This is a genomic window from Paucisalibacillus algeriensis, assembly GCF_000577245.1.
Taxonomy (GTDB): Bacteria; Bacillota; Bacilli; order Bacillales; family Amphibacillaceae; genus Ornithinibacillus.
Map to the genome: position 1 here is coordinate 94,251 of NZ_CBYO010000007.1, position 22,713 is coordinate 116,963.

Here is a 22,713-nt window from a genome sequence, read left to right on the forward strand (position 1 = left end):
ACTATCAGCTTCCTCCTACTCTATAATCACTTATCATCTCTGAAATTTTCCTAAAAACATATCCTTGTTGCTGTAGATGTTCAATAATTTTTGGCAATAGTTGTACGGTGTGTGATTCATCCAGAATATGCATATTAATAATACTGCCTGGGCCTGTCTTTTCTATTACACGATTAAATACTTCTTCTTCTGTAAGAGATAAATTCCAATCTAGTGATGCAACATCGTAAAGAACAATATATTCAACACCAGTAGCTGTGATAACATTTGCAGTTTCATCATCCATAATGCCTTGAGCAGGTCTAAACATATTGAGTGGCTTTTCTTGTAATGCATAAGATAATATCTCATCATTCTTTACAAGATCTTCTTGAAGTTCTTCGGGATTCATTGAAACGACAACCTTGTGGTTATAGGAATGACTAGCCACTTCATGGCCTTGTTCTACTATTAATCTAGCTAATTGCGGATTTTTTTCTACGCCATTACCAATTAAGAAAAAGGTCGATTGAATTTGGTAATCATTTAGAATATCTAACACGGCTGAAATGGTTTCATCGCTTGCCCAATCATCAAACGTTAGCGCTATTTCCTTTTTGGTGGTAGAGAACTTCTCAATAATGACTGGTTCTGTATCTTCATACGCCCGATTAACTACGAGATTATTTGTATTTATTGTGTCTTCAACTAAATAATTACCTAATTTTACTTCTTCTAAGGTTGTTAGCGTATATCCAGATGCAACTGCATCTTCATAAATCAATTCAATTGCACGGATTACCTCGGGATTCGTATAGGTGTTTAGTTGAATGATTGCCCCTCTAGTGGAAAAACGTTTTATATAAGTAGCAATTTCCTCCGCACTCTGCATTTGACTATCTCTTGGGTTGATCGTGTTGGATACGACACGCATTCCTAGTTGTGCTGAGGCCTCCTCAAGAGAAAGAGAGGAATCACCTGAACGACTTCGTACATATTCCGGCACTATATCTAAGTGTTCTTGGAATACTTTATTCGCTAAGTATAGTTCCACATAGGCACTCTCATAATCCAGCTTGTCAGGCAAGACATGATTCAATGTATTATTCTGAATCATGTGTCCCCTATCCAAAATTTCACTCGCAAGTTCCGGTTCCTCTGCTACCCTCATGCCTGGTAAAAAGAAAGTTGCTTTTATACCAAAACGATCTAACTCGTTTAGTAAATCGATCATGGTTTCCTTATCAGCCATTCCATTAAATGTTAAGGCCATCTTTTTTTCTGTCGTATAAATCTGATTCATGGCTTGTTTAGATGCAACTTCTTTAGCTGGTATCGTAATTTCTGGTGTAACCGATGTCGTTTGATGTGCTTCCTTTTCACCTATACACCCTGACAAAACCACAATAAGTAAACCTATAACAATAAGTTTCAATTGCTTCATTCACACTTCCTCTTTCTCACAACTGTTGATTTGAAACGGCCATTAATAAAAACAATTAATTTTATTAAATTTCGTTAGAATACGCAATAGTTTTTTTAGTCTCGTTCCACAAAAGTATTATACATTTACAATCTTTACAATTTCTCTACATATAATCCTAGAGCTTAGTAAAGTAGAAGACAATTAAATATGATAAAGGCCGATACTTCCTAAATTCAGAAAGTATCGGCCTTTATATTTTGCTATAAAAATTTATCTTTACTATGACTTTGCAAATCAGCAAATTTTAGAGATTTCTTATGTGACTGGTAGATTCACTATTTCTTTTGTAGAGTGTGGATTTAAAACTTACTTACTATTTCATCCCAAAACCCAATACATCATAAGTATGTGCATTGCGGTACCAACTAGTTGTTATACAATTTGATGCTGCTTTCCAAAAAGGCGGGGCATTACTCCTCCCACTCATATCTGATATCTAGGATCATTTGGTTTCGGTGGTATGCTTATTATTTGACTCATGTAGATTGCTCCAATTTCATTGGATTGCAGTAAGTATTTTATATCTTTTCCTTTTAATTTCATTGCAACACCGTTATATGCCTCTTTGTACCGATTTAAAATGACATATTCAATTTGATTTTTATAAAGGTAATTCACTACATCTTGCTGAAATTGACGATGACTTTCTTCAACCAACTGTCTTGCCTTCTCTATTGTCAGATTCGGTAATAACTTGACTTGAATTACTGCTGGCCTTGTTTTAAATTGAACAATAATTTGTACGTTTTCCTCACTATCAAGATCTATTTTAGGATCTATAAATATAGATGAATTCATAATAAGTTCCTTTCCATTTAGATAACCTAATATTTACTATACTTTCATATTTATTACAGTACTTGCTCCCATATGTATGAAAGATTATTCCATCCTCCTATTTACCACCTACTAGGAAGGACATGATAGCATCATCATGTCCTCCAATTCCCATCTATTTACTCATTTTCATGTTCTGGATTAATAACTTCCTCCGTATCGTTAGTCTGGTTCTCGGTCTCCAATAGGGAAGTATCTTCTGAATCTATCAAAGCCTCATCGTTATTACAATCAATTGGAATTTCTATCATCTCATCAATATAACGGTTAAAACCGGTCAAAGGAACTTGAATCTCATTTAAGCCCTCAGAAATTGCTGTGGATATAGCTTTAGAGAAAGTCTCACCCGGTAATAAATGATGATGAGTTTCCTGTAACTGAATTGGTATTTCTATTTCATAGCGATTCATGATACTAACATTGACTTGGGCTTGTCCATTCTCACAAGAAACTAGTGTGGATGAAACGGAAATAAGGTCATCTGTAACAGCATTTACCATATTCCCTTTAGCCTCAATTCCACTAACGAACCATGCAGATGTTCCTGTTTTGGAAAGGAAAGATAAAAGGTAACACATCGCCAAAACACCTATCACAAGCAATATCCTTTTTCCTTTTATCATCTACTCACCCACCTGTTATTCTTAGTACTCTGCACCATTATCCGTTTGTTTTGCATTTATCTTTAACCCTGCATCATATTTAGCACCTTGGTATTCGTTCCCAGCACTTTCGTCCAACTTAATGCCAACCATAATATCAATATATTGCCCTTCTTCCAGTTGCCAGAAAGAATCATCGTCTCCTTCACCAAGCTGGATCTCCCCAGAATCTGCCACTGCTTCTGATAATACCTTTCCAACAACTTCCACTCCTTCTGGAAGGTTTGCCGATGTAACAGAACGTTCATTGGTAGTACCGTTAAATAAGTTTTCAAGGGCAATTTTTGCATCTTCATAAACATCCTGCCCCGGTGTTACTGTATATTTCATCGCCATGTACCCGATAGCATATTTTTCAAGAGAAGCTTTATCTACCTTATGGGTATAAGTTGCCTTTAAAATAGTATCCATATCACCTGTATTAGAGATGCTAACCCAATTTCCATATTGAAGCTGTGATGGTGCAAATTTCACACCAGAAAATAATGTTTCTTCTATATCTGCACCATTATTGATTTCTAACGTACCATTTTCCATATCCCCTTGTGCATTTGTTTCTGATGTAAACCACGAGTAGGTTCCCATACTAGCTGTTGCAACAATCATTCCCACAATAGCTGATCCTAACAATAAATTCTTCGTCTTCTTCATCCTTAATTCCTCCCTTTTTTAAGTGCTAGATTTTCTTGAATGATATCTTTTCCTTGTATGTTCCCAAAGAGTCAAACCAAAATAGCCTATGAGTGGTAGAAAGACAAACAGAATAAGCCCGATTGGACTACCAACAAATTTTGTTATAAGCCCACCATTTTTTATATGAAGTACTTTTTTCCCCACAACGTTTTCAGAAGAGACAACATGATCATCATTCACATTATTGTTATCTCCTTTTGTTACAAATCCAGGATTCCCATTTTGCTGGATAACCTCCACCACTCGGTGTGTAACAAATTTATCGTTGCTCTCGCGGAATGTGATAACATCTCCTTCTTTGACAGATGAGGAGGCAACTTTTTTAACAATAATCAAATCACCTGTTTCAAAGCTCGGATTCATACTATTCGATAGCACGGTAAATGGCTGATAACCAAAAATGGATGGGGGTGCATCTGGATGCCTTATTAATTGGATGGCAAGGAATAAAATAAATAGGAGTAATACGATGAATAAAATACGGAAAGTATTTGCTAGAGCTTTTTTTAGGTTAGCCATTTTTCATCCCCCTTCCTAGTATTAAGCTGGGGAATTCGTACACATGTGACATGTGCACGAATCCTCCTACTTTAATCATTTATTGGCTCAAGACCTAGTGCCTGTAAGAACTCATTTAATCCTTTTTTCCCTAACTTTTCCATTGGACGTTTATTTATATTAGGTTCAACTTCTAGGAAGTTCTTTTCAACAAAACGGATATCAACCTCATCCACTATGCCATCTTTATTAAGATCTGTATGAACGTCATTTTTTCCGTACTTGGCAACAACACGCATGACATCCAAAATATCAATGACTCCATCGCCGTTTACATCACCGGCTAAGTTCATCGGTGGTCTTATCCGTAACATTTCACCAAAGATTTCTCCATCTTTTTCTTTGCCAATTTTAGTTTTGACCGTACTGGTTAGATGGCCAGGAATTTCAAAGAAAATCTCATATTCTTCTTCTGTAACAGGTAATCCTTTAATTTCAAATTGTGCACGATCATCAAAGGTACCTTTGTAGGTTTTTCCGTCTGGGCCTTTTGCATAAACCTTCACCCCGAATCCCTCATAGTCTGCTCTAATAGGGAAGCCATCTGGATGCATAAAAGCCTCAGCAGAAAAACTTCCATTTACTACCGAGTGTTTCGATATAAAACGGTACTTATCATGAGCAAACACTGGGATGTTGTTCTCTGAATCATCACCCGACTGTTGATAAGTAAATTGTTCAATCGCATCGAAACGTAACTGAGCCTTATCTCCATAATAGGTATCACTAATTACTTCAAAGGTAACATCGATAAATGGAATGTTTCCGCTAAACCCATTAGTCTCCTCTTCATTTAGTGAAGCACCGACATGTACTACCTTTGTCCAAATATCCTCATCAAATGTTGGCTTATCAAGTGTTACATTTAAGTTATTTTCTTCCGCAAAATCAACAAATTCTTCATTTAACTGTACATCTTTAAATTGATAGGTTTCCTTATCATATCCTAAGTCAAATTCGCCTGATATAAGCTCCTCCACATTGTTCAAATTCAACGTAAATGTGAGACTATCTCCTAATTTGACTTCCTCTTCTTCATAAGTGGCTTCCCCATAGGCTGTTCCCTTTTTAATAAATGTATATTGGATTCGCTCTCCAGCATTGGTTGCTAAATCAATTGGATCTAGCCCTAAATTTAATGGTCCATCTTCAATTTCTTCCGGTAATACACCAAACTTCATTTCTCCATCTGCCGAAACTGGCAGCAAACCAGGGAAAGGTGAATTTTGGTAATAGGCTACGACATTCGCAGATTGATCGTAATCTACCCCATTTTCATTTAAAACATCGATGGTTGAATCATATACATTGGTGTGAACCCACAATGCATGGTACCCGTCTTCGTCTGTATACATCGATTCATCCACTTCGATAATACCAGGCTCAATATCATTAAAGACTATTTCTGCTGGTGTGTTATCAACAACAACAAATTGTTGAACCGTATAGTTGTTTCCATCTTTGTCTGTTCCAACCATCTTAAGATTATAGTTACCCTCAGGAAGTTTCGTTATTTCTTTATCAATTGGATTAGCTGGATCGCCAGTAAACAGATTCACATTCCCCATAAATGCTTGGATTATATACATGCTTCTATCCGGAATTATACTGGTTGCATTCATCGACCCTACATATCCAATAGGTTCATCCGTTTCGCTATCGGTTACAATAACATCTATCGTTTCCATTGGACTTTTAATTCTGAATTCCATGCCTATAAATGGTCTTAGGAACGAGTGAAATGTCCATTCATTAGGTACAGCATGTCTATCTAGATTCATAAAATCAATTCCCTTTTCCGTCACACGGATTGCAAAAGGAATTTGATAGGTTTCTTCTGGGTTATGTTCATTGATTACCCGAAGATACCCTTCATAGTATCCTTGCTCCGCATCACTAGGGACAATCAACATTGGCTCCAAATCAACTTTTTGCTCTGCTGGTAATGTAACCCGTTGCTCCACGTTCAGTTCTACACCATTTTCCGATGCATCTTGGCGATTATCCAATGCTTGCAAAAATGCAACATCGAGTTGATACGTTTGTTCTTCCTCCGAACGGTTTCCAATCGTGATTCCCTTCGTTACCTCAATGGATTCGCCCTCTTCAAAATAATGGCTTCCGAATACTAAAGAACCTTTCTCCAGATCAAGAACAACTATTTCTTCGCCCTCTACCATATCCGTTTGATCCTTTACTTTGATATAAGTAGTGGCATGTACCGCATCATACGCATTGATACGACCTGCACCAACCTCATAAACAGAATAATCTTCTTGTAAGTCAACAGAAGTATTCATTAATGCCGCTTTTACATCAAAAGGCGAATACGCTGGGTTTTCCTGTAAAATCAAGGCTACAACACCAGCTACATGTGGTGCAGCCATAGATGTTCCTTGCATTCTGTTATATGCTACATCATACGACTCATTTTCATGGTCATTGATGTACCCAGGAACTGTTGAATAGATGGCAACCCCAGGTGCAACAACATCTGGTTTCATATCATAAGTCCCTTCTACAGGTCCCCTTGAACTGAAATCAGCCAAATGGTCGCCGACTGTTTGGGTATTTCCAAGCTCACCAAAAGTAAACTGTGCACCATTTTCAACTGCTGCTTTCAATGCCTCTCCATCTTCATTAGACAAACGAAACGATGGAATATATGCTGTATTTTCACCGACATAATGCGGAATTTGACCTTCTTCATTGTTATACACAATAACAGCAACGGCACCAGCATCTTTTGCATTTCTTATTTTTTCATCAAATGCAAGCTCACCACGTTCAATAAGTGCGATTTTACCTGTCACATCCACATTAGCAAAATCATTCACTGACCCTAGTCCTACATAAACAACTTCAAAAGATTGATGTTGATAGTTTGCTAGATTATCTGTAAAGTGTTTCGCTAGTAGTTGTACATCATTAAAAGTCGCCCCATCTGCTGTAGCAGTAAATGTAGGGATAGTTTGTGATACATCACTTGCCCCTACCGTAATTGGCAGTGCCGCGGAACCAGGCGATCCAACAGTTTTTTCCCCTGGACCAGCATTTCCAGCTGCAACCACCGTAACAACATTTGAAAGCATAGCATTATTAACCGCAACAGATGTAGGAGATAGTGGGTCATTGACATTCATTCCTAAGGAGAGATTAATAACGTCCATTCCGTCTTTTACTGCCTTATCAATACCAGCTAATACCCAATCTGTTTGCCCACTACCATATGGACCTAGCACACGATAACTATATAAATCAACCCCTGGTGCAACACCTTTCACCGCAGAATCCACAGGATTATCCTTTTGTCCGGCAATCGTCCCCGATACATGTGTTCCGTGTGAGGTGTAATAACTATTTCCATAGTAATCAAACTCTGGTTGATTAGAAGACTCCCAATCTCGATACGTCGTTTCCATTGGGTCGGCATCATTTTCTACATAATCCCAGCCCAGTACGGTGTCTGGATCAACATTACTAGCATCTTCCCCTTCCGTATTTCGATATCCTTCATAGACATTTGTTAAATCAGGGTGATTATAATCAATGCCTGTATCAATGACACCTACCTTGATACCATCGCCCTTAACACCTTCTTCATGAAGTCGGTCTACCCCAATCTGTGGAATGCTATCGATCATTTTTGGTTTTATTTTTTCACCATTCATTTCAGGGAACGTTAGCTGAACGGTTTCATTTTTCCAAATACGCTTAACAACCCCTGTCTGCAATAGCTCGGCAACCTTATCCCCCGGTATTGTCATGGCAACACCGTTAAAGGCATCACGGTATTCTTGCGTTATGATTGTTTCCTCTTGATTGGCTGATTTAACATTCTTCCATTTTGAAATTGCTTGTTTAAATTCCTTATGGGATGCGTCCACTAGTTTAGTTGCATCAGCTAGTGTAACAGCGGAGCGCTTTTTCAGAGCTTTTGCTTTTGCAACGGCAACCTTTGCCGGATCCTGTTTAAATTCAACAATGATATCTACAGGATCTGTGCTTTCAAGGTTAATTTCCGGATGGATAGTAAATCCAGAAGTTGTCTCCAATTGATTCAAGGCACTACGCTCTTCGTTTGTCAGATTCCCCAACACTTCCTCCACACTGGAAGTTCCCTTTTTGGCTAGAATCAATCCTTGAGGAAGCATGGTACTAAGAATTAAGACAATTGACAATATCATGGTTAGTAATCTCATTCTTCGTTTTCTTTTCATCATAGACCCCTTTCTAATTCCTCATCTAAGCCTAATATTGGTGTTAATCCTCACTCTCCTTTTTAGCCGGTAATTAGATGAATTATTAAGAACTATCATATAGGCAAAAATATCAACCTGTAAATTGGGGTTATTAATCTGTTTTTTGAATATTCAGTATGGTAATTTAGTCATACCATTTTACACTAATCATCCGGGTGGATAATAAATTGATAGACAAAACAGGATGAAAGTACTAATAATTAGCTCCCCAAATTAAAGCACTTTTGAGTTATAATTTATAAAAGTCAGAAAATAAAACAGGAATTGCAGTTATTTTTGTAGGATTTTCATTCTAATCGATTTAGAAGCAATCACAGGAAAGGAGAAATAATCAATGTATGAGGGAAAAGTCATCAAGTTTTATCGTGAACTGGCTGGTATTACACAAGAACAGTTAGGACATGGAATTTGTTCCACAACCCATATTAGTAAAATTGAGCGGGGTCTAACGGAATACTCTTCTGAAATCACAGATATGTTAGCAAAGAAGTTAGACATTAACATAGAAAAAGAAGTCCGTAAATTAACGGAGATTAAAGAAAAGCTTGATATGTGGCATGAAATGATTATTTCTTTTAATATGCAGGCAGCAGCAGACCTACAAAAGGAATTAGCAAGCAATCAGTTAATAGAGATATCAGATTATAAAACGCTCTATTATTTACTTTCGTTAAAATATAGCTTGAAACAAGGAAACCTGACCAATATTTCTAAACAACTCAAGAAACTTCCAAAGAACCAAAACAACTTACCTCCATACGAACAAAATTTGTATAAGCATGTCATGGGCATCTATCAGATGATAATGGAAAACCATCCAGAATCCATTCAAATTTTAAAAAAGATTGATTTTGACAAGTATACCAATGCACTTGTTTTTTATGATTTGGCCACTGCCTATCATTATAATAATTCACCCGTTCTCGCCTATTATTACGCAGAGAAGGCATTACAATTATACAAGCAAAAAAATTATTTTCTTGGGATTATTGATGCAGAAAATTTGATGATTATTCAAATTGAGTCTAATCAATACCGAGATTTTAAAGAAACGAAAGAGAAGTATCAAACCTTGCTGAATTTATGTGACCTTTGCCATTCTCCTGATAGAAAGGCAAAGCTTCTGCACAACTTTGCCTATGAAAATCTAAGAAGGCAGAAATATGTCGAAGCTTTAAGGCTGTATGAACAATCTATGGCATTAAAAGAAAAGGAAACAGGCATTTACCTCCTTTCATTAGAGGGATATATACGTACAGGTTGGGAAGGAAATTTATTATCACAAGAAGAGCTACTAAAACATGTACATGACGGACTCTTGATCGCCAAAAAAGTCCAGGATAATATTTACACCATTGTGCTAACCATTCATAAATATTCCATCCTTCAGCGTGAAGAACAGTACTATAAATATATAGCCACAAAAGCACTGCCCTATTTCAGAGAACATGGCCATCTCATAGTCGCTGAACGCTATGAGAAAGAACTATTCCACTACTACACTAGGGTAAACGAAATTGATAGAGCGTTGCAAACAGCGGGGTATGTTTTTGAGCGTATTGGAAAGTAGATAGTTGGCTAGTGTTCAGGCTCTTTTGCCAAGAAAGATTTCATTATAGTTGCAAGGGGAATGCTATAATTAAGCGAGAAATCACAAATGTCTCGCGGCAGGAACTACCTGTCGCGAGAATTCTACTCTGCAAAGGGTTACTACATGACTCTCTCCAGAGTGAAAATTATCGCACGGCTTTAATTAGTTTCGTATACCCTTAATCTTGGGTACGCTACTACTAGGGATTCCTGCCTGCCTGTCTATACCACACGCCATAAAAGCCAACTCAAGTGAAAAACAAAAAGCCGTGGAATGTGTCCCCATCTCCCGCTTCTCTTGTTTCAAAACACCAAATAGTTTTTCCCATCTACTAAAACAATCCAAAGATTTTCCTTTTTTTCTCTATCTGTTCCGGTTCATGACTATTTACATGCTGACCATCAATTAATAGCTGAGCATTCTCCATAAACATGTAAAACGTATCATTTCCATGCTTATTCTTTAATATTTTTATTGCTTCCTGCATAACAAAACCTCTTGTGCTAGTATTATGTGCATCCGAAGCAATAAAATGAGTAAGATTATAGTCTACCAGTAGATGGGTTAACTTCTGAATGTTTTTCCCGAATTTCCCCACTAAGCTTGCTGCCGTTATTTGAGTAAGCGATCCTTTTTGCACGAAATCAAATAAAATCGAAGGATGCTCAGCAATTTGACGGTTACGCTCGGGATGGACAATAATCGGTGAATATCCTGCAACTTGAATATCAAATAGCATTTTCTCCGCGTAGCGAGGTACTTCTGCAGATGGAAATTCAACAAATACATATTTCGTATCATTCAAGGTTGCAATTACACCGGATTCAAGCTCGTTGATCATGTCAATATTTACTCGAGTTTCTTGACCAGTTAAAACAGTAAGTGGAATCTTTGCTTCTTGAAGTCTTTCATTTAATTGAGCGACATAGGTTAAGATGTTCTGTTTTTCATTTATATAACGGCCATTTTGATGATGTGGGGTTGCAATCATGGTATGAATCCCTTGTTTCACTGCCGCTTGCGCCATAGCAAGACTTTCTGTCATCGTTTTTGCACCATCATCTATTCCTGGCAATATGTGGCTGTGTATATCGATCATCTGACTCTCACATCCTAGTTATATATGTTAGATAAATCTACTATAATAAATTCATATTATACAAAATTATTTTTATGTATGGGTGATGATTATGAGTGAAAACCCGCACAAGACTTGGGTAATCCAGCGCGGGTTTTCATTCTGTTCGGGACAGATTCCCTGCCCTAAGGGGATTTAACAATCGATTATGGCTGCAGAGAAAAAGGTGGCACGACATTTAAGTAAAGTCACGCCACCTTTTCCTATTTTCTCGAGAGCTGGCAGAATCTCACAAGGTTTAATCCAATTACCGCGTTAAATAGGTACTCCCTCGCGACTTTCAGTAGTGCTCGCCCGATTGTAACTATGTCTTGCTCGGTTTCCTAGAATTTTCGCGTGACCATAACTATTTCTAGTGCGTTTTCCAAAACTATTGCACGCCCAACTTAAATCACATTTAAAGGAAATCAAAAAAACTCCCCGAGCAAATCACCTTTCTTGGAAGTGTATGATTCTGGTCAAACTTGACCAAATCCTGGTAGAGTGACAGACACCCCAAAACGATGTATAATCTTATACAATATTAATCTGTATTGTTGGAGGAATTAGTTTGGACCATATAGTAGATTTAGTTCAGTCGCAGGTGATTGCTTCGGTTAAGAATAAGGAGCATTTAGAATCAGCAGCAAAATCACATTCCAATATTATTTTTTTGTTGACTGGTGACTTAATGACTACACAGCAATACTTGAATGTATTGAAGGAGAATAATAAAACAACGTTTGTCCATGTTGATTTTATTGATGGGCTATCCAATACGAAAAGTGCCATTAAATTTATAGCCGAGGTATGGCAACCGAAGGGAATCATTACAACAAAGAGTAATCTCATTAAATTTGCCAAAGAAGAAGGATTAATGGCGATTCAACGGATTTTCTTAATTGATAAGAATGCTATGAAAAAGGGAATTGAGATTGCCCATTCCTGTAGGCCGGATGCCATTGAAGTTCTTCCAGGAATAATGCCAAACATCATTGATAGTTTAACAAAACTAACCCACCTGCCAATAATTGCAGGAGGGCTAGTAAGTACTAAAAAGCAAATTAATGATGGTTTAAAAGCAGGAGCATTAGCTATTTCTTCTGGAGACCCAAAGCTTTGGAATCTAGATCTCTAGTTATCGCTGGCAATTCTTTAATACTATTTAATATATAATGTGGTTGATCATCGGCATGCTCAAGCATGCTTTTTTCTGTGATGCCTGTTAATACTAGAACAGAATTTATTCCATAGTCATTTCCCATACGGATATCAGTCTCGAGCCGATCGCCAACCATATAACAGTTACTTGCTGGTAATGACAAAATGTCCTCAACGATAAATTTTGCTGCTAATGGAGAAGGCTTACCAAGGATAAGTTCCACTTTTTCCCCAGTTGCTCCTTCCATCGCACCAATCATGGCACCACAGTCCGGAATTTGTCCACCTTCTACTGGACAGGTTCTATCTGGATTAGTTGCGACTACAATTGCACCATTTTTCCAGGCTTGGAAAGCACGATTCAACTTATCATAGTTGAATTCCCGATCCCAACCTAGTACCACATAGCTGACATCTGTTTCATCATCAGAAATATTAATCCCCATACTCATCAGTTCATCATAGAGTGGTTGTTCGCCAATCACCATGACTTTTTCACCTTTACTTAACTTAGACGCTAAATACCTTGCCGCAAGAAAGTTAGAGTTTACTACATTTTCCCGCTCGACTTCAATTCCAAGTCCAGTTAATTTTTCAACATATGCGGTAATCGTTTCAATGGATTTATTCGTTAAGAAAACAATCTTATCTCCGCGATTTTTAAGCTCCTGTATGGCTTCCTTTGCCCCATCTATTAACTTATTATCCAAATAAACCGTTCCATCTAAATCAAAAATAAACCCCTTTTGCATCATAATCCTCCTTATGTGGGACAGGGGGTCAGGTTTACTGTCCCAAAGATATGGCTCACTTGGAGGGACAGGGTTCCTGTCCCTCCGTCCCACGCGGGACACCTTTCCTGTCCCTATGTCCCTATGATTTATTTCCCCCAGATAGTTTATTCGCAAGGGCCTGTAGAACAAGGACCATAACTACTAGAATGACTGACATTGCGGCAGCAGAGTAATACTCTGCTCTCATCACATTTTGGAAGATTGCTAAACTCATTGGGGCCCATTCTGCAGGGGCCATTAAAATTGAAATACTTGTTTCTTTTATTACTGTTACAAAGACTAGAATTGAGCCTGCTGCAATCCCTGGTAACATTAACGGACCAATTACTGTGATAGCTGCCGTTAACGTGGAAGCCCCAAGATTAACTGCCGCTTCCTCTATATCTTGTTTAATTGCCTTCATCGTACCTACTGTAGAACGGACCATATACGGTAACCTACGAATACTATAGGCAATAATTAAAATAAACGCTGTGCCTGTTAATTGTAGAGGGGCGGTGTTAAACGTTTGGATTAACGCAATACCAAAGGCAATCCCTGGTACAATTAATGGAACAGTTGTCATAAAGTCCAATGTTGTAGAACGCTGACGGACAACGAAATAAGAAACGAATGTCGCGATGATCACACTTAGGATTAATGCCCCAGCTGCTAATATTAAGCTGTTCTGGATATTCCCTAGAGAAGACGTGAAAATCGTTCGATAATGTTCTAGTGTATAGCCACTAGGTAGTGGGTCTTTCCCCCATGTTGTCGCGATAGATTGTAAGAATACCGTTGCCATCGCAAGGATTGGAATTAATACGACAAATCCAGAGAAAATAGATATTGGAATAGTCAGTGCTTTATTTTCACTTAACTTAATTTTCTTCGGTTTACCCGATAGCGTGTCATAGTTTTTCCCTTTTAATAGGTAGTTTTGCAGCCAGTAAATAACTCCAGCAACCGCAATCATAATAACAGTTAGAATGGCAGCACCACCCCAGTTAAAGAATCCTGCGATTTCACGATAGGCATCAACCACGATTAAATTCAGATCACTTGGCGCCAAAATGATAGGAGTACCAAAGTCAGAAAAACTTACTGCAAAAATAACCAGAGCAGTAGACAACATACCTGGTATTGCTAATGGGAAGGTGACTGTAATAAATGTCAACCAACCCTTAGACCCCATATTTCTTGATGCTTCCTCCAGTGAGACATCACTGATTTTGAATGCCGCAACCATTGGCCATAACGCATAAGGGAAGAAGAAGAAAATCTGCACAATAGCGATTCCTGTCATGGAATACGGATCCAGTAACATTCCTTCCCCACCTAATTTTTCATAAATATACGTTACCCACCCAGCACGACCAAACATAATAATGAATGCATAAGCAGAGATAAACGTCGGGATTACCAATGGAATAGTACATAATGCACTAATCGTTCTTTTAAATGGCATTTTTGTACGGGCAATCCCATACGCTATCGGAATACAGATCACAAGTACCCATAATGAAACAATGAAAGAAAGCTTCAAACTATTAAGCAAGCCCTCAAAATAACTACCATAGGCAAATATCGATTTAAAGTTATCTAACGTTGCATTTTTAAACTGGTCAATCGTAATCTGCATTTGTTCCCAACTGATAAAGGAACCAAATACATTAATAGGTTCATTCGTGAAACTAACTAGAAATACCGAAACCAATGGGATAATTAGAAATAATAGAAAGAATGCATAGACAAGTAGTTTAACTAACCCAATCCCGGTAAAATTTCGTTTGAATCTGTTCATATGATTAACACCCTTTCAGGTGATACGCCTAATCTAATCGTGGAGCCATTTTTCTTAATACTGTCACCTGATTCATAGGTAGTATCCACTACTAATTGGTGTTCGCCAACTTTCACATCATATCGAACCGTTGACCCAAGATAGGTAGCAAATTGAATTACTCCTTCAAAGGCATTACCATTATCATCAGAACCTTCACTTAATACATTAATATTTTCCGGACGGATAATAACTTGAATGTCTTTCTTATCTGTTTTGGTAACCGATTGAATCTTTTGATTGCCAATTTGAACAGTAGTCAGACCATTTTCACTAGCAACGACCTTACCAGGTAGAATATTGGATGTACCAACAAAGTCTGCAATAAATGAGGATTTGGGATTACTATATAAATCGGTTGGTGTCCCGATTTGTAGAATCTCCCCATCCTTCATTACCGCGATCCTATCCGCCATGCTCATGGCTTCTTCCTGATCATGGGTAACAAAAATCGTAGTAATTTTCATATCCTGCTGAATTCGTCGAATTGTGTTACGCATTGTATGACGAAGCTTCAAGTCTAGATTGGATAATGGTTCATCCATTAGTAATACTTCTGGTTCCATCACAAGTGCTCTCGCTAACGCAACACGCTGTTGCTGTCCCCCAGATAGCTCACTAGTTAGCTTCTTCGCATGGTCTGTCAATTCTACGTACTCCAGAATATCCATAACCTTTTTCTCAACTTCTTTTGGGTATTTCACAAGCTTACTATTTAGCATCCTTGTATAAACCCCAATTTTCTTGAACAAATTAGCCTTACGCAATTCCTTTATATTTAGACTGTAAGCGACATTATCAAAGACATTCATATGAGGAAACAGGGCATAGCTTTGGAATACCATCCCACAATTCCTCTCATTTGGTGCTAATTTCGCAACATCTTTATTACCAATCTTAATTGTTCCACTTGTAGGACTTTCAAAACCAGCTATACATCTCATAGTAGTTGTTTTTCCACAACCAGATGGACCAAGGAGGGCAAAGAATTCGCCCTCTTTAATGTCCAAATCAATGTTTTGAAGTACAGTTACTCCTGAAAATTCCTTCCTTAGTTGCTCGACTACAACTGACCCCATATTATCAACTTCCTTTAGTTAATTTTACTTTTCCACTCATTACGAATACGATCATAGTTTTCATTTACCCAATCAATATCTAAGTCCACTGCATTTTCCTTTATTGAATCGATATTTAATGGTGTTTGAGACTCTACTTCAGGATTGATTGGAATGTGTTGCCAGTTTGCTAGAATTTGTTGTGCTTCTTCGCTTAACATAAAGTCCATAAACTTCTTACCACCCTCAGGGTTTGGACCACCCTCAACAAGTGATGCTGGATTTACTAGAATAGGTGTTTTATCTGGCACAATAAAGTCAACAGTTTCCCCTTTTGTTTGATGCTCGTAAGCCATGAAGTCAAAGCCAATGGCAATATGTGCTTCCCCCATTGCTACCGCTTTTGTTGGCGCTGAACCTGAGTCAGGAATGGAGTTTGCATGCGAAGCTAGCTTTTGGAAAAATTCCCAACCTTCTTCCTCTCCATGCTGCATCATGTAGCTAAGTACCATTAAAGTTGCCGTACCTGATGCCGCTGGGTTAGGGAATTGAATTTTGCCTTCCCACTTTGGATCTAGTAAATCTTCCCAAGTTTTAGGTGCTTCTTCTTCTGAAACTAACTCTGTGTTATAAGAAAAACCAAGCACGAATAATTCTGTACCAACATAATACCCATCTTGATGTTTCATCTTAATACCATTTTCTACAACTTCCCAATCTTCTGCACTCTCGGGTATGTAAGACGTAATAATTCCTTTGTCAACTGCAGATTCAAATGGAAGAATTCCTCCACCACCATACCATACATCTGCTTTTGGATTGCCTTTTTCAGCCATCATTTGGTTTACCAATACGTTTGTCCCAGCGTACTGAACATTAACCTTTTGTCCATATAATTCTTCATATTTTGCTGCAAGCTCCTTGGTTAAATCTGGAGTTTCAGGTGAATATAGCGTAATTGGGTCACCAGATGCACCCTCTCCATCTCCGGATGATTCACCTGCACATGCAGCTAGAAATCCTACTAAAAATACTAAAGATAACAATGTTAATGAAATCCTCTTCATGAGTTTTCCCCCTTTATATGTTCCGATTACCCTTCAGAAAAGAAGAAAAGAGAATGAAAAATAAGCCCTATTCATAGGGGTTTCATTTCATCCTCTTCTCTTCTATTCTCCGAGAGATATTCGATTAAGTATAATATTAGCAAACGTTTACATTTTTGTAAATAGAAAATTTACAAAAAATTTACTTGACACACAAATAGTCAATGTTTGGGACGGAGGGACAGGTTTGTTGTCCCTAACAGAGTTGGGACAACAAACCTGTCCCTCCGTCTCCGATAATAATACATTTTACCTATAGACGAAATTAACTATTGATTGCATACTAAATAGTAATTTCATATTCTGGTAGGAGCCTAAGAGAAGATGCCATGAATATCCCCCTATTTCCATAGGGGATATTTCGGCATCTTCTCTTTTTTCTCTGGAATAACAAAGGAGGGATCATAATTAGTATTGACCTGACCTCTTTAGAATTCACTTACGTAAATACCATTTTAAGGAGGAATTAATTTGAAAAAGAAGATTCTTTGGTTTTTACCAATTCTAGCTGTGACCATTCTTTGTATTAGCCTATTTAATATAAAGTCTGCCACAGCAAGTGAAGAGATTTTAGTAGATGAGAACTTTGAACAAGGAGTATTACCAGATGGCTGGGAAATCATTGAAGGAAATGCCAGAGTTCAAGATGGAGCCCTGGAACTAACGTCACCCAGCACTTCTAATCCTTCAAGAGTTATATTTCCAACACCAGATGGATTAGGAGACTATACCTTTGAAGCTGATGTAACCTTTAAAACAGCTGTAAATGATGCACGCTGGGCTTCTTTAATGTACCGTATTCAAGGTGAGGACTATCCGTATTACCAATTTGCAGTTCGAAAAGGAACGTCTGCTTTAAATGGTTTAGAATTTGCCATCCGTACAGCAAGCAATACATGGAGCGTCCCAATGAAGACTTTCTACCCCGAGGACTTCGGATACAATGAAACATATCGATTAAAAGTTATTGCCAAAGGAGAACGTGTTCAGCAATTTGTCAATGGTCAACTTGTGATTGATACCGATCTTGCTGATACGTATCTAGATGGGGATTTAGGCTTCCAGGTTTCTGGTGCCACGGTGGAATTCGACAATGTATTAGTGACAACTAGAACAAATGACTTACCACCACTAGAAGATTCCAATGCGTTTTTACCAATAGAACCTGAAACTAATATGATTAATGCACCAACTATTATATCTAGTTCCATTCCGGGTGATTTTGAATTACAACAAGGCGTATCTTCCGTCTTACTTCAGACTGAATTAAATGAAAGCGGTAACATATATGTCGGAGAGTCACTTTTAAATGATGCTTTATCTGCAACGAGAGGTAAAGTCATTCCAATTATTCAAGTGGAAGAAGAAGAGGCAGTGGATGGCATTATTAATGCCTTGGAAAATGCTTCCCTAAAGGATGTTCATATCCTATCTTCTAATCTTGATATACTCACGCAAATTAAAGATGCTTATCCAGCAGCACGTGGTGCAATACTATATAACAACAATCATTTAAATAAACATGATCTAAAGCAATTAGTAGAAGATGCCAATAGAAATAGTTCCTTTACCATCGTTCTACCAGAAAATCTGGTATCGGTTGATACGGTACATTACTTCCATGCACGTGCTATATCCGTTTGGGGTATTGGTGAAAATACTCACTCCCTCATACATGCTGGGGTAGACGGGATAGTTACTGGAAATCCAACTGAGGTAGTAGCTGCCTTTGGACAATATCCTGAAAACACTATTGTTCAAAGACCTCTTGTTGTAGCACATCGCGGTGTTCCATCTCTTGCACCAGAAAATACAATGACCGGGTATCATTTATCCTATGAATTAGGCGCCGATTTAATTGAGACTGATGTTCAACTTACAAAGGATGGATATTTAGTTGTCATGCATGATTATACAGTTAACCGTACTACGAATGGTACAGGTGCTGTCGCTGATTTAACATTAGAAGAAATTCGTGCACTGGATGCTGGTATCAAATTTGGAGAGGAATTTGTCGGTGAAAAGGTACCAACATTCCGTGAGTTTTTAGAAGGCTTTAAGGATAAAGATGTCGTATTACTAGTCGAATTGAAAGCAACAGGTATTGAAGAACAAGTATTAGAGGAAATCATGGAAGTAGGCGTTGAGGAGCAAGTTGTCCTACAAAGCTTTAACATGGAAAGCGTAAAAAAATACCGTGAAATTGCACCTCAGATCAGTGTAGGATATCTATATTCTGCTTCTGTCCCTGGTTCATCCGAGCAACGAATTAAAGATGCTGAACAAATGTTAAACTATGCTACAACCATTGGTGCACGTCTGAATGCAAGTTACGGAAGTCTGTCCGAAGAGTCGATTACGTATATGAGACAGCGTGGTTTACTTAATATGCACTGGACTTTCCGTAGCCAAGAACCTTTTGAAGACCTACTGAAGAAAGGGCTTATCGGACCAATCACAGACTATACACAATGGCTAACGGATGGTCCAACCTTAATTGATACGCCAATCAAAAAGAGAAATCTAAAGGTTGGAAAATCAGCAACCATTCAAGCAAAAACCTTTGTAAACTATCGGGTTGATAAATCCGAAAATATCGAAACAACACTGTTCGTTTCTGGAAATCAAGAAAGTGTTGATGTAAATGGAAATACCATAACAGCAATAGCGCCAGGAGAAGCTAATGTGTTTGCTGTCCATACATTTACCATGCTAAATTCACAATGGAATTTAGTTTCTGAACCAATTAAGGTCATGGTAAGCGAATAAAGTAATAGAGACGGGTTAATTCTCCCGTCTCTATTTTTTGGTACCTTATTGAGTGTGCTCCATCTGCCTTGGATTCGTTAGAATTAACTTTTTTTGCGAGGGCTGGACCTTTACTCATGCGAATTCTAGGAATTCCCACGTGAGTTAGCAGATTCCAATTCACCAGAACTAAATCCTACTTCATTCAACGCCGATTCAAGCTCCTTCTTATAAAGTTCACTTGTGGTTTCATCCCATTCCAAATAATCCTTCATATAGCTTATAACATTATCTTTGTAAACTTTTACAATTTCAATATCAAATAGGATCGCACTTATTCTACGATTGAAGAAGTCAATTGGTGTTGCTGCTAGTTCATGTTCTAAAGCATATTGAAGTTTAGCATATAAAGTTAGAGGCAGACTATACTTTTCCGCTACTGCAGAGCTCTCTTTAATTATGTTGAACAGGACATTAACATTCGATCCGTATCTAGATGCTAAATGTTCCGCTTCAGATTCTGTTAAACCAACCATTATTCCTTCTCGGGTTTGTTCTTTAATAAATTGCTTAAATTGACCTGATCCACCTACATCTCCTCCTGAAATTTTAAGATGTTTTGTTTCACAAGTAGAGAATAGTTTTTGTTCCTCCGCTTTAAACTTTTCCGCTAACAAATCAACTATTTTCTCCGCCATTTTACGGTATCCAGTTAATTTACCACCGGCAATTGTTATTAAACCAGAATTGGACTCCCAAATTTCATCTTTGCGTGAAATTTCGGATGGATCTTTTCCTTCTTCCCAAATTAATGGTCGTACACCAGCCCAGTTGGATTCTACATCTTCCCTCGTAACTTCTACATCTGGGAACATAAAATGGATAGATTCTAGTAAATAATCACAATCCTCTACGGTCATTCTCGGATGGATAGGATCATCACTATAGAATGTATCGGTGGTACCGACATAAGCCTTCCCATCACGAGGGATAGCAAAAACCATACGACCATCTGGTGTGTCAAAATAGACAGCTTGTTTTAAAGGGAACTTCGATTGGTCGATGACGATGTGCACCCCTTTTGTTAACTTTAACATTTTTCCTTTTTTCGAATGATCTTTTTCACGAATGGTATCCACCCATGGACCTGTTGCATTCACAATCTTTTTGGCATGTATTTCATACTCTTCACCTGTTAATTGATCTTTCACAACAACTCCAATCACTTTTCCATCGTTATAAAGCAGGCCATCTACTTTTGAATAATTAAGGGCATACGCTCCTTTATCCACAGCCGCCTTTACAACCTCCATGGTTAGCCTTGAGTCATCCGTACGGTACTCAACGTACATACCGCCACCTTTTAAGCCCTCCTTTTTAACAAGCGGTGCTTTTTCGAGGGTTTGTTCTGATGATAGCATATACCGTCTTTCACTTTTCTTTACCCCAGCTAAAAAATCATACATCCGTAATCCAATGGATGTCATAAATTTTCCAAACGTCCCACCTGTATGAAAAGGAAGAAGCATCCATTCTGGAGTAGTGACATGTGGTCCATTCTCATAAACTATCGCTCTTTCTTTCCCCACCTCAGCAACTTGTTTAACGTGAAATTGCTTTAAATAACGAAGCCCACCATGTACGAGTTTCGTAGAACGACTGGAAGTTCCAGCAGCAAAGTCCTGCATTTCTACCAAAGCAATTTTCATTCCTCGGGTTGCAGCATCTAACGCAATACCGGCACCGGTTATTCCCCCACCAATTACAAGAACATCAAAATGGTTGTTTTTTAATGACTGGGTCAACTGTTGACGATTTTTATTTGAAAAGTTCATCACGTACTCTCCCTTTCTACATTTAAGAATGTTAAATCAAGGTATTTATACGCAAAAAAAGAGACCACAACAACATAGTCGAATTCATATTCGACATGTATTGCGGTCTCCAAGTCTCTACCGTGATATTAACTTGAGATAATTATAACATAGAGCTTTGAAATTGTATAGAGTCAGGCAGGTCTGTTTGCGTCATTCTATAACCATTCAGAGGTAATGTTCGATTATATAGAAAAGGAAACATTTTAATAGTTGTTGCTTCAGCTTTGAGTAAATCCTTCCTTTTCATATATAAAATAAGCCTTCTAGATTTTTAACATTTCTAGAAGACTTTACCTGATAAACCCTTATAAATATTTTGCACTAAAGATACAATTAGGGTACTTTATTAACAAATTTTACGTTCGCTTTTTGAGAGTTGACTAAAGCCACAAGGACACACCTAAGTCACCAACGTTATTTATCGACAAAATATGCCAAATTTCGGATAGACTGGCATCACAATCTAACTCTTATTTAGATATTTCTGTCTTATGAACGATATCAACTTGTATTAGATCCTGGTTGATAGTTTTTCTATTCACTAATCTCCATTGATGTATAAGCATAGTTTCTAATGTTTTCACTTGTCCACTAGGTAATGATACACCATAGAATTTGGTATCTTCCATTTGATAATCTTGCCCTTCATGAAGTCCAAACTTCAATCCAAGTAAATTTTTAATTCCATACACAGACACATATTTAATCGTATAGTCTGATGTAATCGCTTGTTCCAAATTGGAAAAATCCTTTTTACTAGCGCTAATTAATTCGGTGTAATCATAGGAATCATCAAGCTCATTTAATCCCTTACTATCTTCATTTTTCAAATGCTCTAGAAGATTCGCAGAAGACATCCCCTTAGAACGAAGGGTTTCGATTAGGTAAGTTTCCCATAATGAAATAGAAGCTGTCATGTTTTTTCACCTCCATTATTTGGGGGATCCCACTCCGTAGGGCAG

At 37.8% G+C, this 22,713-nt stretch carries 16 protein-coding genes; 3 read left to right on the forward strand and 13 right to left on the reverse strand.

The features are described 5' to 3' along the window. Window positions 1-4: 4 nt before the first annotated feature. The 6 genes from TY11_RS05125 to TY11_RS05150 all read right to left on the reverse strand — a co-directional run bounded on the left by TY11_RS05125 (window position 5) and on the right by TY11_RS05150 (window position 8,435). A complete protein-coding gene (locus TY11_RS05125) occupies window positions 5-1,423 on the reverse strand; it encodes a polysaccharide deacetylase family protein (RefSeq protein ID WP_052345742.1) in 1,419 nt (472 codons plus the stop codon). A gap of 465 nt (window positions 1,424-1,888) precedes the next feature. Continuing rightward, complete coding sequence (locus TY11_RS05130) at window positions 1,889-2,263, reverse strand: protease inhibitor I9 family protein (RefSeq protein WP_052345743.1); 375 nt, start codon at window positions 2,261-2,263, stop codon at window positions 1,889-1,891. A 158-nt stretch (window positions 2,264-2,421) separates the two neighbouring features. Further along, complete coding sequence (locus TY11_RS05135; RefSeq protein WP_042143606.1) at window positions 2,422-2,925, reverse strand: hypothetical protein; 504 nt, start codon at window positions 2,923-2,925, stop codon at window positions 2,422-2,424. Between the two features lie 21 nt (window positions 2,926-2,946). Beyond that, window positions 2,947-3,615 carry a hypothetical protein gene (locus TY11_RS05140; protein WP_042143608.1) on the reverse strand — a complete coding sequence of 223 codons (669 nt, stop codon included), beginning with the start codon at window positions 3,613-3,615 and terminating at the stop codon, window positions 2,947-2,949. Between the two features lie 18 nt (window positions 3,616-3,633). Next, entirely contained in the window at window positions 3,634-4,176 is a 543-nt protein-coding gene (locus TY11_RS05145; protein WP_042143611.1) for a signal peptidase I, read from the reverse strand. Window positions 4,177-4,247: 71 nt separating this feature from the next. Then, a complete protein-coding gene (locus tag TY11_RS05150; RefSeq protein WP_042143613.1) occupies window positions 4,248-8,435 on the reverse strand; it encodes a S8 family serine peptidase in 4,188 nt (1,395 codons plus the stop codon). A gap of 376 nt (window positions 8,436-8,811) precedes the next feature. Here TY11_RS05150 and TY11_RS05155 point away from each other — a divergent pair, with 376 nt between their 5' ends. After that, entirely contained in the window at window positions 8,812-10,047 is a 1,236-nt protein-coding gene (locus TY11_RS05155) for a helix-turn-helix domain-containing protein (protein WP_042143615.1), read from the forward strand. A gap of 352 nt (window positions 10,048-10,399) precedes the next feature. Here TY11_RS05155 and TY11_RS05165 read toward each other — a convergent pair whose 3' ends face one another. Further along, a complete protein-coding gene (locus TY11_RS05165; protein WP_042143620.1) occupies window positions 10,400-11,167 on the reverse strand; it encodes a tyrosine-protein phosphatase in 768 nt (255 codons plus the stop codon). 589 nt (window positions 11,168-11,756) lie between these two features. Here TY11_RS05165 and TY11_RS05170 point away from each other — a divergent pair. Continuing rightward, entirely contained in the window at window positions 11,757-12,323 is a 567-nt protein-coding gene (locus TY11_RS05170; RefSeq protein WP_042143623.1) for a glycerol-3-phosphate responsive antiterminator, read from the forward strand. Here TY11_RS05170 and TY11_RS05175 read toward each other — a convergent pair. The 4 genes from TY11_RS05175 to TY11_RS05190 all read right to left on the reverse strand — a co-directional run bounded on the left by TY11_RS05175 (window position 12,280) and on the right by TY11_RS05190 (window position 17,087). Next, window positions 12,280-13,098, reverse strand: coding sequence for an HAD-IIA family hydrolase (locus TY11_RS05175; protein ID WP_042143625.1), 819 nt, complete (start codon window positions 13,096-13,098; stop codon window positions 12,280-12,282). The genes TY11_RS05170 and TY11_RS05175 overlap by 44 nt on opposite strands. Before the next feature lie 121 nt (window positions 13,099-13,219). Beyond that, a complete protein-coding gene (locus tag TY11_RS05180) occupies window positions 13,220-14,923 on the reverse strand; it encodes an ABC transporter permease (RefSeq protein WP_042143627.1) in 1,704 nt (567 codons plus the stop codon). After that, the gene (locus TY11_RS05185; protein WP_042143628.1) at window positions 14,920-16,041 is read right to left on the reverse strand and encodes an ABC transporter ATP-binding protein; all 1,122 of its coding nucleotides are present in this window, start codon (window positions 16,039-16,041) and stop codon (window positions 14,920-14,922) included. The genes TY11_RS05180 and TY11_RS05185 overlap by 4 nt, the downstream gene beginning before the upstream one ends. 14 nt (window positions 16,042-16,055) lie before the next feature. After that, on the reverse strand, window positions 16,056-17,087 hold the full coding sequence (locus TY11_RS05190) for an ABC transporter substrate-binding protein (protein ID WP_042143630.1): 1,032 nt from the start codon (window positions 17,085-17,087) through the stop codon (window positions 16,056-16,058). 510 nt (window positions 17,088-17,597) lie between these two features. Here TY11_RS05190 and TY11_RS05195 point away from each other — a divergent pair. Beyond that, entirely contained in the window at window positions 17,598-19,895 is a 2,298-nt protein-coding gene (locus TY11_RS05195; protein WP_042143632.1) for a glycerophosphodiester phosphodiesterase family protein, read from the forward strand. 125 nt (window positions 19,896-20,020) lie between these two features. Here the strand turns inward: TY11_RS05195 and TY11_RS05200 are convergent, their stop codons facing one another. Together TY11_RS05200 and TY11_RS05205 are read right to left on the reverse strand one after the other, a co-directional pair. Beyond that, on the reverse strand, window positions 20,021-21,709 hold the full coding sequence (locus TY11_RS05200) for a glycerol-3-phosphate dehydrogenase/oxidase (RefSeq protein ID WP_042143634.1): 1,689 nt from the start codon (window positions 21,707-21,709) through the stop codon (window positions 20,021-20,023). A gap of 512 nt (window positions 21,710-22,221) precedes the next feature. Further along, on the reverse strand, window positions 22,222-22,668 hold the full coding sequence (locus TY11_RS05205) for a hypothetical protein (protein ID WP_042143636.1): 447 nt from the start codon (window positions 22,666-22,668) through the stop codon (window positions 22,222-22,224). Between the last annotated feature and the right edge of the window lie 45 nt (window positions 22,669-22,713).

Coding starts and splice junctions, on each gene's coding strand:
- TY11_RS05125 (WP_052345742.1), bottom strand. CDS start 1,423: ATGAAGCAATTGAAACTTATTGTTATAGGTTTACTTATTGTGGTTTTG.
- TY11_RS05155 (WP_042143615.1), top strand. CDS start 8,812: ATGTATGAGGGAAAAGTCATCAAGTTTTATCGTGAACTGGCTGGTATT.
- TY11_RS05175 (WP_042143625.1), bottom strand. CDS start 13,098: ATGCAAAAGGGGTTTATTTTTGATTTAGATGGAACGGTTTATTTGGAT.
- TY11_RS05130 (WP_052345743.1), bottom strand. CDS start 2,263: ATGAATTCATCTATATTTATAGATCCTAAAATAGATCTTGATAGTGAG.
- TY11_RS05135 (WP_042143606.1), bottom strand. CDS start 2,925: ATGATAAAAGGAAAAAGGATATTGCTTGTGATAGGTGTTTTGGCGATG.
- TY11_RS05165 (WP_042143620.1), bottom strand. CDS start 11,167: ATGATCGATATACACAGCCACATATTGCCAGGAATAGATGATGGTGCA.
- TY11_RS05145 (WP_042143611.1), bottom strand. CDS start 4,176: ATGGCTAACCTAAAAAAAGCTCTAGCAAATACTTTCCGTATTTTATTC.
- TY11_RS05185 (WP_042143628.1), bottom strand. CDS start 16,041: ATGGGGTCAGTTGTAGTCGAGCAACTAAGGAAGGAATTTTCAGGAGTA.
- TY11_RS05180 (WP_042143627.1), bottom strand. CDS start 14,923: ATGAACAGATTCAAACGAAATTTTACCGGGATTGGGTTAGTTAAACTA.
- TY11_RS05150 (WP_042143613.1), bottom strand. CDS start 8,435: ATGAAAAGAAAACGAAGAATGAGATTACTAACCATGATATTGTCAATT.
- TY11_RS05205 (WP_042143636.1), bottom strand. CDS start 22,668: ATGACAGCTTCTATTTCATTATGGGAAACTTACCTAATCGAAACCCTT.
- TY11_RS05190 (WP_042143630.1), bottom strand. CDS start 17,087: ATGAAGAGGATTTCATTAACATTGTTATCTTTAGTATTTTTAGTAGGA.
- TY11_RS05140 (WP_042143608.1), bottom strand. CDS start 3,615: ATGAAGAAGACGAAGAATTTATTGTTAGGATCAGCTATTGTGGGAATG.
- TY11_RS05200 (WP_042143634.1), bottom strand. CDS start 21,709: ATGAACTTTTCAAATAAAAATCGTCAACAGTTGACCCAGTCATTAAAA.